Source organism: Bradyrhizobium sp. 45 (assembly GCF_023073155.1).
Lineage (GTDB): Bacteria > Pseudomonadota > Alphaproteobacteria > Rhizobiales > Xanthobacteraceae > Bradyrhizobium > Bradyrhizobium canariense_D.
The window spans coordinates 42,428-49,561 of sequence record NZ_JADPIX010000097.1 but is presented as its reverse complement, the minus strand read 5'-3'; the positions used below and the strand labels follow the sequence as shown (position 1 = coordinate 49,561).

Genomic DNA, 7,134 nt, shown 5'->3' with positions numbered 1-7,134 from the left:
GCTGAGCGTGGCGCCATTGACTGTCAGCTTGCCGTTGGCATCGACCGTGACGTTACCGGCATTCGCGACCGTCGAGCCCTGGTCGATCGTCAGCGCGCCGTTCGCCAGCACTTCGATCGTGCCGGTGCTCGCATTCGTGACCGTCTCGTGGTCCAGCACGTTGCCGGTGCCGCTGACCTTAAAGACCGCGTTGTTGTTCAGGATGCTGCCGCTCAGCACCGCAGCGCCGGTGAGATCAATCTCACCGTTGCCGGTGACCGTGCCGGTGCCGCTGATCGTGGCGCCGTTGACCGTCAGCTTGCCGGTGGCGTCCACCGTGACGTTGCCGGTGTTGGCGACGCCGGAGCCCTGGTCGATCGTCAGCCAGCCATTCGCCAGCACCTTGATCGTGCCGCCGGACGTGTTTGCGACGGTCTCGTGGGCGAAATCCGCCGTGCCCTTGACGTTGACCGCCCCTGAATTGTTCAGCGTGCCGTTCTTGAGGACGCTGCTGCCGTCGAGTTCCAGCGTGCCGGCGATGGTGACCGTGCCGCCGCTGATGGTGGCGGTGTCGACGATCAGCGTCGTGCCGGCATCGGCCTTCAGCGTGCCGCCGGCATTGTTAATTCCGGCGAGCGTCTTCAGCGTGCCGCCGAACAGCTCGATCGTGCCGGAATTGGTGATTGTGGTGCCGTTGGCGAAATCGCCGCCGCCCTTGAGCGTCAGGTAGCCGGCATTGGTGAGGACGCTGCTGTCCAGGAACTCAGCCTTGCCACCAACCGAGATCGTGCTTGCCGTGAAATTGGTGAGCTTCGAATCGGCCTTGAGGCTGATCTCGCCCGCAATCGTCAACGCACTCTTGTTGATGACTTCCGGCGCCTTGTGGCCGACCGCGGTGTCGTAGTCGTTCATCGTGATCGACTTGGCAAAGGCTGCCGTGTCGATCGTCACCGGATAGGACGGCGTCAGCCCATGCAGCTGGTCGGTGATGACGATGACGTCGTCATTGATGGTCGGGACCGTGCCGGTTGCCCAGTTGGCCGCATCCTTCCAGAAGCCGCCCGAGGGAGCGCCGGGCTTGTCGGTCGCGATCCACACCACGGCGGGAGCGTCGGTGCCGGTGATCGTGACGGTGATGGTCTGCTGCGAGGTGGCGCCTTGCGCGTCCTTGAGCGTCACGGTGTAGACCAGCGTCAGCACCTCACCCTTGGGGATGAAGTCGGCGAGATAGACCGGCAGGTCAGCCAGCGACCAGTTGATGGTGCCGGTGCCGTCTCCGGTGCTATCGGCGCCCGCCGCGATCGCGACCGACATCGCGCTCTGGAACGCCGCAAGCGGCCCCGGCGGAACGGTGCCGTCAGGCAGGGTCGCGCTGCTCAACGCCACCGACACCGTATGCTTGTCGGTGAGATCGACGTCGTCGAAGCTCAGCGTGCCCGACGTGGGAACATCGCTGGTGAGCGGGCCACCCGGCACGCTGGTGCCGCCTTCGAAGATGATGGTCGGAACGCTGGTGGTGATCACCGGCTTGTCGTTGGTGCCGGTGATCGTGATGGTGATGTCGATGGTCGACGTTTCGGGATTGACCGAGAAATTATTGTTGACGCGGACCTTGTAGGTCAGCGTCAACGTTTCGCCCGCCGCGAGGAAGTCGAAGACGTGGTCGGGAATCGTGTAGGTCCAGACCGCCGAGCCGTTGTTGTTGTTACCGGCGGCTGCGGCCACGCTGAGCTGGATCTGCGTTGCCGCGATGTCCTGCTTCTGGAGCGCAGAGAGCGCGCCGGTGACATCCTGCTGGCCGGCGTTCTTGTAGACAAAGTTCGGCGCATCGCCGAGGTCTATGCTCACCGTTGGCAGATCGGCCAGGTTTTGATCGACGAAGGTGATGCGACCGGAGATGGTATCGTAATGAGTTGTGTCGCCGGTCGTGCCCGCGCGCTCGATCATCTCGAACGCCGTCTTCACATTGCCGTTGAGATCGAGGCTTTGACGAACGGGCGGGCCGGGAATGCGGGTGCTGGTCGACGGATTATGGCCGGTCCCCTGCGATCCCGGCTCAGGGAGATGCGTGAAGGTCGCGGTCGCGGTGGCACCGGTATCCGTCTTGATGAAGACAATGTTGCCGGTCTGCGTGATCGAGTCGGTGAAGTTCTGGGTCAGCTTGGTGTTGCTGTTGTTGTCCGTGAACTTCAGCGTGAACACGTCCGTGATCAGCTTCTGGATGTCCGGCGACATCAGCGCATTGGAGATCGAGACGTTGCCGCCGCTGATCTGGATCATCTGGCCGGCCTGGTTGACCGTCGCGATCGGCAGCAGCGTGACCTTGTCGAACAGGATGTAGGAGCCCGTCGTGCCGTTCGGCTCGACCAGCACCTGGAAGCTTGCCTGCGGCTGCGGATCGCCGCCGCCAGCGGGAACGACGAAGTTGATCTGGCTCAGCACCGCCGTACCGCGGATGCCCATGGTGGCGACCGGCGTGTCGACCTTCATGTCGCCGTGCTTAGCGGTCTCACCGGCAACGAAAGTGATGGTGCCTGCGACCAGACTGAGCAGAGAGGAATTGTTCGACCCGTTGGGGTCGTAGACCATATCGTTCAGCACCATCCGCGCATTGGAGGACAGGCCGAACACCGTGCCGTCGATGAACGTAATGCCGAGCGTCGAGTCGCCGCCGGTCGAGACCACGTCGCCCTTCTCGACGTTGTCGCCATTGTTCAGGATGACGGAGACGCCGTTACGGACCGCGGTCGCGCTGCCGGAGAGCTTGGTGACGTGGCCGATGACCTGCGCGGCGGCAATGCCTGAGGCGGCCTGCGCGTATTGCACATGGCCGGTGAGTGCGTTGACGACGTCGCCGGTGAGGTGCGCGCCGTCGGGCGAGGCGATCGCCGCGCGCTTGTCGCCCCTGAAATAATCGTGAACGACGAAATCGTGCCCATCATGAGACAGCACGAGATCGAGACCGGCGCGCTTGAAATCGCCGTTGAAGATCAGGTTCGGGTCGGGAACCACGAATGCGCCATCGGGCACGTGGCCGTGTGCCTTCGCAGTAAAGGAATCGACATGGCCATCGGCGGGCGATCGGGAACCCAAGCCGTCCAAGGAAATCGCGGCGTCAAATTTGCCAGCGTAATTCAATCCGGGCACCAAAAAAGGAGTTAAAATCTAAGTAAGTATCGCTCGCCTAAACTTGCATATCATTACCAAGTCCTTAGCGAAACCACCTATTGCTTGTGTGATTTCGCATCACCAAGCGGTCGATGCTCTCGGACGGCTGGGCACCTGCAGGGAAGCCAAAGTAATCTTTCAAATACTCATAAGTAAAGTAGCGCTTATTTTCGCTCATTTTCAGTAACCTCATGTATTTTATTGCAGAAATCTGGCAATAGATACTTCTGTCATCTTTTGTTCGTGGTGCCCCGCACCACCCTGCGGCAAATACGGGGCCAAATCTGTGATCCAGCTAACAGAACTCACGAAATAGCCAGCCGTTAGCCATAAGGCGCAGAATCAGTTCCACAACAACTTCTGCCTGCAATTGGTCCCTCTTCGCGGCAACTGCCGCCCTCCTAGCCGGCGAATCGTAAAATTTTACGCAATATGAGCAGGCCCGTTTCAGCCTGTTGCCCGGTTTTGGGACCCCAGGCCGGGCGCGTTAAGCAGAACAAAACCGCCCGCCTCGCACTATCTCCGCGAAAGCAACAAAGCCCGGCACGTGCAGGTCGAGGGGGACCTGGCGAAGCCGGAAGGGGATGTCAGATGGAGACCGCTGCTCGTTCGCGCGCTTGGCGCGCTATCCTTGTGCTGTGCGGATTGATCCTACTCGGATCGGCCGCCGAGCTTCGCGCTGGCACGCTACTATCGCCGGGAGCCGGCGTCCTCGTGCGCAAATCCGCCGAGCCGTTCGGCGTGTTCGCCTTCGCCATCTCCGCCGGCAGCCTGCAACAGAAATGGCTCGCCCTGAGGTCCAGGCTCGACGATGACATGGTGCAGCTCGCCCTGTGCGACGGCGATCGGGACAATTGCGCTTCGCCCGCTGCGCTGAAACTGCTCGCGATCGTCGACCAGGCCCGCAGCCGTGACGGCCGCGCCCGGCTGGGCGAAACCAATCGCGCCATCAACCTCGGCATCCGCGCCGCCGATGACGGTTCTGAGGACGTCTGGAGCTCGCCGCTCGCGACCTTCGCGCGTGGCGCCGGGGATTGCGAGGACTATGCCATTGCCAAGCTCGCCGCTCTTAAGCTCGCGGGCATTGCCGCGGAAGATCTCCGCATCGTCGTGGTGCGCGACCTCAGGGCCGGCGAAGAGCATGCGATTGCCGCTGCACGGCTCGACGGCCACTGGCTGATGCTCGACAACCGTCGCATGGCAATGGTCGAGGACGACGCTGCACGGAGCTACCAGCCGCTGTTCGTGCTCTACCAGTCGGCCGTGTTGAAATATGTCGACGAGCCCGTGCGGTTCTCGATGATCGCCGCCGAGGCGCGTTGATCTTGTTGTAGCCCGGTATAAAGTACGCTTACCCCACAAAGTCATTTCGCCGCGCGATTCGGGACGCTAGCATGCCCGCGGCTATGCGGGGGCGACTGGAATGCGGTTCATCGTGCTGACTATGCTTGCGCTGCTGGCCTTGCCGGCGGCTCCAGGCTTCGCGCAATCCAGCCCGTCCGACCGCTCCGTCGCCGACAGGCTGCCGCTGTTCGCCAGGAACAACTGCCAGCAGATCCGCGATCCCGGCAATCAATTGTTCTGCGGTGATGCCGAGCTTGCCGCCGCCGCCGAGAAGCTGAGCACGGGAATCGAGGCGCGGCTTGCCCGCCTGCCCGATCGCCTGCCCGGGATCGAGGAGAACGCGATCTGGATCCGCCAGCGCAATCTCGGTTGCGGCATCGTCGGCCAGACCGCGATCCGCGCCGAAGATTTCGACCGGGTGAAGGCATGTCTTCTCAAGGTGACCGATGAGCGCGCAGCGATCGTACGCGATCCGGATTTCGACTGTCTCGCCGCCAACACCGCCGCGGGCGCGCTGATCTGTGCGGACCCGTCGCTGGCGCTGGCCGAGACTGAGTTGAACAGCCAGGTTCTCGGCCTGATCGGCAAGCTCGATCCGACCGCGGCGCGCTTTGCCTTCGCCGAATACGGCCGGTGGACGCGGGAGCGCGATCGCAAATGCAATCTGGTTGGCAAGGAGAACGTGCCGCTCGGGGAGCTCGAGTCCGCGGAGGACTGTCTCGCCGGCTATCTGAAGCACAAGGCTGACGAGATTGGCACGGCGAAAGGCGATCCGAAGAAGGTGTTCGGCCGGCAGGTCGCAGCCCACTCGCCCGACACCGATGCCGTCGATTTCTGCGCCGCGCGAATCCACGCGGCCAATTCCTGCGGCAACTTCCTCCGCATCAACCGCGTCTACGCACTCGACAGCCAGGTGGGCGAGCAGGAAGCGCAGGTCACGGGCGAGATCGAGATGGCCGTGCTGGCGCCCTTCGCCACCTGCAGCAAGATCGCCACGACCTGTACGGGCACCTGCTGGGATGCCAGAACGGGTCGTCCGCAGCCCGGCGTCGGCAACAAGGAGCGCTCCACGGACGCCTTCAACGTCACACGCCGCCTGCGGATCCAGCGCACGTTTGCATTTGTCAAAGCCGCCGATGGCTGGCGCTGCCGGGAAGACGAACTGGCCCCGGTGAATTCAGGCACCGCAGGTGGGGGATCGTAGGGCTGTGTGCTCTCCCTCTCCCCGCTCTTCGCAGGGAGAGGGTTGGGGTGAGCGGCTGCTTCAGCGAATCCGGTGACAGTTAGACTCGCGGAGAGCCCCCTCACCGGGAAATTTGCTGCGCAAATTCCCGCCTCTCCCCGCATGCGGGAAGAGGCGAAGAAATCAAAACATCAGATTGTCCTTCACCAGAACCCAGCGGCCGCCCTTGACCTGCTGCACCTGGGTGATGGTGTTGGCGAGGTGGTCGGTCTTGGAGAATTTGGTCGGCGGCGAGTTGAAGATGTCGAGGAACTTGTCGCCCGATTCCAGCGCGTCCAGCATCTTCTGGCCGGTCAGATCCTTGCCCGCCTTGTTGGCGTAAAACGCGAACGTCATCACCGCATTGTAGCCAATGATGGCCTGCGTGTTGGCATCGGTGCTGAACATCTTCTTGTAGTTGACCAGCCAGTCCTTCACCTTGCCCTTTGCGGTGTCCTCATAGGGAATCTCGAATCCGGACGCAGCATAGAGGCCTTCGACCGCCTCCTTGCCGAGCATGGGCACCTCCATCACGTTGGTCGGCGTCGCGCCGAGAAAGGTGACCTCCCAGCCGAGCTTCTTGGCTTCCGTCATCGCGCCGATGGGCTCACGGAGCACAGCGCCGAGCACAACGAGGTCGCAGCTGTCGGACTTCATCTTGGCGATCTGCGCGCTGAAGTCGGAGGCACCGCGCTTGTAGCTCGTGATCGAGGCCGGCTGCACCTTCATGGCAGTAAGCTGCTGGTTGAAGCCGTCGAGCACGTTCTTCCCGTACTCGTCGTCCTGATGCATGATGCAGGGTTTCTTGAAGTTCTTCCACTCCATCATGTATTTCAGCGCCGCCCGCGTACTCTCGACATAGGGCAGCAGATTGTTGAACTTCAGCCGCTCCTGCGGCTTGGCGGGATCGAACTTGAACGTGAACTCCGCCGCCGTCAGCGGGAAGAGCTGAAGCACGCCGGCGTCGAGCAGGATATCCTGCGCCGCCAGCACGGTCGGCGAGCCCATTGGCCCCACCATCGCGAAGATCTTGTCGCGCTCGATCAACTTCTGCGACGCGAGCACGGCCTTCTTCGGATCGTAGCCGCTGTCCTCGACGACAAGCCGAATCTTCCGCCCCTGGACGCCGCCGGCGGCGTTGATCTCCTCGACCGCCATCTTCATGCCGTTCGAGACTGGCACACCCCAGCCCTTGATCGGCCCCGACAGATCCTGATGGGTGCCGATGACGATCTCGGAGGCCGAGATGCCCTCATTGGTGACCTTGGTCTGCGCCGCGGCAGGCAGACAGGTGAGCACCACCGCGCCTGCCGCAAAGCCGAACGTTTTCAACGATCTCGACATTGAAGTCTCCTCTCCTTGGGGCCCTTATGATGCGAAGGGTGGGGCCTTCACTCCTTCCCTGTTATTCAAACAAGATT

General features: G+C 62.4%; 4 protein-coding genes. 2 read left to right on the top strand and 2 right to left on the bottom strand.

Features of this window, described 5'->3' with window-relative positions:
- The coding region (locus tag IVB42_RS14625; RefSeq protein WP_247470517.1) for a FecR domain-containing protein at positions 1-3,009 on the bottom strand (3,009 nt) is incomplete at its 3' end.
- 729 nt (positions 3,010-3,738) lie between these two features.
- On the opposite strand from IVB42_RS14625, the gene IVB42_RS14620 reads away from it, so the two are divergent.
- A complete protein-coding gene (locus tag IVB42_RS14620; RefSeq protein WP_018458192.1) occupies positions 3,739-4,470 on the top strand; it encodes a transglutaminase-like cysteine peptidase in 732 nt (243 codons plus the stop codon).
- Positions 4,471-4,570: 100 nt separating this feature from the next.
- Complete coding sequence (locus IVB42_RS14615) at positions 4,571-5,695, top strand: lysozyme inhibitor LprI family protein (protein ID WP_018458191.1); 1,125 nt, start codon at positions 4,571-4,573, stop codon at positions 5,693-5,695.
- A 162-nt stretch (positions 5,696-5,857) separates the two neighbouring features.
- Here IVB42_RS14615 and IVB42_RS14610 read toward each other — a convergent pair whose 3' ends face one another.
- The gene (locus IVB42_RS14610; protein ID WP_026233521.1) at positions 5,858-7,057 is read right to left on the bottom strand and encodes an ABC transporter substrate-binding protein; all 1,200 of its coding nucleotides are present in this window, start codon (positions 7,055-7,057) and stop codon (positions 5,858-5,860) included.
- Positions 7,058-7,134 lie beyond the last annotated feature (77 nt).

Coding starts and splice junctions, on each gene's coding strand:
- IVB42_RS14620 (WP_018458192.1), top strand. CDS start 3,739: ATGGAGACCGCTGCTCGTTCGCGCGCTTGGCGCGCTATCCTTGTGCTG.
- IVB42_RS14615 (WP_018458191.1), top strand. CDS start 4,571: ATGCGGTTCATCGTGCTGACTATGCTTGCGCTGCTGGCCTTGCCGGCG.
- IVB42_RS14610 (WP_026233521.1), bottom strand. CDS start 7,057: ATGTCGAGATCGTTGAAAACGTTCGGCTTTGCGGCAGGCGCGGTGGTG.